This window comes from Ruegeria arenilitoris (assembly GCF_013032445.1).
Classification (GTDB): domain Bacteria; phylum Pseudomonadota; class Alphaproteobacteria; order Rhodobacterales; family Rhodobacteraceae; genus Ruegeria; species Ruegeria arenilitoris_F.
This window is the reverse complement of record NZ_WQCA01000072.1, coordinates 1-4,287: the sequence shown is the minus strand read 5'-3', so window position 1 is coordinate 4,287 and position 4,287 is coordinate 1. Positions and strand designations below refer to the sequence as shown.

Genomic DNA, 4,287 nt, shown 5'->3' with positions numbered 1-4,287 from the left:
ATTAGACAGAAGCGTGTTCAGCAGCTGCGCGCGTTCTCCAAATGGAAATGGCACGTGGATGAGGTTTTTGTGAAGGTAAATGGCAAGCGGCTTTATCTTTGGCGGGCCGTTGATCACGAAGGTGAGGTGCTGGAAGCCGTTGTCACCAAACGCCGAAACAAGCAGGCAGCACTGAAATTCCTCAGGAAATTGATGAAGCGGCACGGTAAAGCGGAAAACGTCGTCACGGATCGCTTCGCCTCATACAGAGCCGCGCTCAGAGAGCTTGGCGCTACCGAAAAACAAAGGACGGGCAGGTGGCTCAACAACCGCGTCGAGAACTCGCACCTGCCGTTTCGACGAAGAGAATGGGCCATGCTGCGTTTCAGGCGTATGCGAAGTTTGCAGAAATTCGCCTCCGTCCATTCCTCCGTTTACAACCACTTCAACCAGGAAAGATCGCTGACCAGCCGAGACACCTTCAAGCTGACGCGCACCGCCGCTCTTACAGGGTGGCGTCAACTTTGTTCCGAATAGGATCACGGTTTCTGCGGCAAACTGAGACTGGTTCGAATTTGTCTGACACCACCTTTCGGAGACACTCGGCAATTGTCGGGGTTCAGTGAAAATCGTTCCTCTGAATAAGTTCGTGAGACGCTTGGCTTGTTCTGCATTTGGTGGGTTCGACGATCTGTCATTCCGGTCTGAACTCTTGATAAATTAGCTGTCGATAGACCATGTTCATCAACAAGGCCAATCTGAAGCATCGAACACGGGGCCCTGAATGCGGCTTATCAGGATTTTTTTGACTGTTGTGGTGGCGATCACACTCGCCATTGTCGGGCTAAAGCTGGTGTTTCCTCTTCCTGAAGAAAACTTTTCTGAGCGAACACTGAAACAAGATGCCAATTGGACCGGGCCTTTAGGTGAGACTATTCAAAATGCTATCGAACGGAACCCCGGCCTTGATGGCGTACGGCCATTGGGCAACGGGCGGGCAGCGTTTGCGGCCAGGGCCATACTGGCAAGGGAAGCGACGTCTTCAATCGACGCTCAGTACTACATTTGGCAGGACGATGTTACGGGTCTGATGTTGCTCGATGAGCTCAGGGCAGCGGCCGAACGCGGCGTTCGGGTCAGATTACTTGTCGACGATAACGGCATCTCAGGGATGGATGACTTGCTTGCCGAACTGAATGCTCTATCCAACGCGCATGTGCGTATTTTCAATCCGTTTACACTGAGAAACCCCAAGCTTCTGTCTTACGCATTTGACTTCAACCGTTTGAACCGTCGGATGCATAACAAGTCGATGACCGTGGACGGGGTCGCCACGATTGTTGGGGGCCGCAATATTGGCGACATCTATTTCGATTACGGGGCGGGAACACACTACCTGGATGTAGATACGATAGCCATAGGCCCGATTGTCGATGAGGTTTCGCAATCATTCGACGCGTATTGGAATAGCGCGTCCTCTTACGACGCAGCCCTGTTTCTGGAACCCTCCTCGGAAAAAAGCCTTCAATCCAAGGCGGATGCCGCTCGGAAAACTGCTGCAGGCGCAGGCTACCAAAAAGCGATTCAAGACAGTGAGCTCGCCGACCGGATAGCGGCGCATGATCTGAAATTCGAGTGGAGCGAAGTCACCCTTTTCGTGGACGACCCGGCGAAAGGTTTGGGCGACGCAGAAAGTGAAGACTTGATCGTCGAGCAACTGATCAAATTCGCTAACGGCTCTCGAACCTCGCTGGACCTTGTTTCAGCGTATTTCATTCCCGGTCAGCGCGGTGCAGAAATTCTGGACGGTTTGGCAAAGGCCGGCGTTAAAGTCCGTGTCTTGACCAACTCTTTGGACGCAACCGACGTGATGCCGGTTCATGCAGCGTACATGCGTTACAGGGACGACCTGCTGAACAGCGGTGTAGAGCTATTGGAGCTTCGAGCTTTGCGACAGGAACATCGCGCGCGAAGTCTGCCGGAGATGCTCGCAGGATCGGCATCGGGTCTGCATGCAAAAGTATTTGGATCAGATGAAAAGCGGATTTTTATTGGCTCATATAACCTAGATCCCAGATCGGCGCGATTGAACACTGAAATGGGGCTCCTGATCGAAAGCCCAACGATTGCAGCATCTCTCGCCCAGGAATTGAACAGACCGGAGTTTTCGTATCGCGTCGAGTTGAACGAAGATGGTGAGATGATCTGGCTGCAAGAAGAACAGGACGGGACGGTCACGGTTCATACGGTGGACCCCGAAACGAACGGCCTACAGCGCGCGCTGACGGCGGTCGTAAGGTGGCTGCCAGTCGAATGGATGCTTTGACCACGCAGCAAGTTCGGTTTTTTGGAACAGCTTATCCCAATCGCGATACAGGCCAATTATTAGCTGGATTTGCCCTAGATCGTAGGTGTTGACGCCGCGAAAAATAAAAGCATCTGAATTTGTGTTAACTTGTTTGGAATTATGCAAAGCAAATTGGGAGGGAAAAATGAAATACAGAGTTAGATCCACAATTGCGGCAGCCATATTTGCTGCGACGGCAACAGCGATTTACGCACAAGATGAGCCCCCAATGAACTTCCTTATCATCTGGGGCGACGACATCGGTTACTGGAATATCAGTGCTTATAATCATGGAATGATGGGTTATCAGACACCCAATATCGACCGCATAGCTAAAGAAGGCGCGCTTTTCACTGATTGGTATGGAGAGCAGTCTTGCACTGCTGGCCGCGCAGCTTTCATCACAGGACAGTCACCCATTCGTACAGGCCTAACCAAAGTTGGCCTGCCGGGTGCGCCAGAGGGTATGCCCGTTGAAGATCCTACAATTGCCGGTCTGTTGAAGAACCACGGTTATATGACCGGCCAGTTCGGAAAGAACCACTTGGGCGACCGGGATGAACACCTTCCCACCAATCACGGTTTTGATGAGTTCTTTGGCAATCTTTATCACTTGAATGCCGAGGAAGAGCCCGAAAACCCGGATTATCCGAAAGATGAAACCTTCAGACAGAATTTCGGCCCAAGAGGGGTCATCAAATCAACGGCCGATGGGTCGATTGAAGACACGGGCCCGCTGACAAAAAAGCGTATGGAAACCGTTGATGAGGAAGTCACCGCCAGTGCGTTGGACTTCATGGATAGAGCCGTTGAGCAGGATAAACCGTTTTTCCTTTGGTGGAATTCCACCCGTATGCACATTTTCACGCATCTCAAAGATGAGTCAGATGGAGTAACCGGCCTTGGGATCTATCCTGACGGCATGGTGGAGCATGATGGGCATGTGGGTGTGCTTCTTGACAAACTTGATGAGCTCGGAATTTCCGAAAACACCGTCGTGATGTACTCGACGGACAACGGTGCTGAAACATTCACTTGGCCAGATGGCGGAACAACACCCTTCCGTGGAGAGAAGAACACACAATGGGAAGGTGGATATCGCGTCCCAACGGTCATTAAGTGGCCTGGCGTCATCGAGCCAGGATCTAAGATTAACGGTGTGGCTTCACACGCTGACATGCTGCCAACAATAATGGCTTCTGTTGGTGAACCCGACATCAAAGAGAAGCTACTTTCAGGCGGCGTTGAAGCCATCGGTCGCCAATACAAGGCGCATCTGGACGGCTACAATCTTCTGCCTTCATTCTCAGGTGAAACCGATGATTGGCCTCGTAGTGAGTTCATCTATTGGACCGATGACGGCAGCGTCGCTGCCTTGCGTTACGAGCAATACAAAGTGACATTCCTGAAGCAGAACGCGCATGGACTCGATGTCTGGCTTTCACCGTTTGAGGTTTTGCGCGCACCAATGCTTTCGAACTTGCGCAGCGATCCTTTTGAGAGAGCCGAGGAAGAAAACGCGATGGGATATCAACGTTGGTTCCTTGAGCATATGTTCGCCATAGCTCCAGCAGCAGCTTATGTTGGGCAGTGGTTGCAAAGTTTTGAAGAATTCCCGCCAAGGCAAAAACCAGGCAGTTTCAACCTCGATAACGTTATGGAAGAACTCACCAGCCGAGCTGGCAATCAATAACTCTAATGGAGGGGAGTTAGGTAAATTCGTCCGTCAAAGGGGAAAAGCGTTTAACTTTCAAGGTAAACCTCGAACAACAATACCCTTGGACTGACGTTAGTTCAGTCCGAGGTATACATTAGTTGCGGCTTCAGTTGCATCTCTGAAAACCCGAAACTTGGTTCTGAATGACTGCTTTGGGGCTGCGACCCGCCAACCATGTAAACCGCTGAGGGTCTTGTCAGATTAACTTTACTTGAGCGGGGCAGGGCGAGTGCGTAGCGTTTGG

Annotated in this window: 3 protein-coding genes; all 3 read left to right on the top strand. The window is 51.5% G+C overall.

The window, feature by feature from the left end; translation table 11 throughout:
• On the top strand, nt 1-516 hold a 516-nt coding region (locus tag GOW98_RS25410), incomplete at its 5' end, for a DDE-type integrase/transposase/recombinase (RefSeq protein ID WP_170337382.1).
• Between the two features lie 280 nt (nt 517-796).
• Nucleotides 797-2,305 (top strand): phospholipase D family protein, encoded by a 1,509-nt coding sequence (locus GOW98_RS25405; protein ID WP_367646913.1) that lies wholly within the window; start codon nt 797-799, stop codon nt 2,303-2,305.
• 166 nt (nt 2,306-2,471) lie between these two features.
• Nucleotides 2,472-4,019: an arylsulfatase gene (locus tag GOW98_RS25400; protein WP_170337380.1), complete on the top strand. Its 1,548-nt coding sequence runs from the start codon at nt 2,472-2,474 to the stop codon at nt 4,017-4,019.
• Nucleotides 4,020-4,287 lie beyond the last annotated feature (268 nt).

What these genes read in the sequence shown, in the direction of transcription:
- GOW98_RS25400 (WP_170337380.1), top strand. Translation starts at nt 2,472, where the DNA reads ATGAAATACAGAGTTAGATCCACAATTGCGGCAGCCATATTTGCTGCG.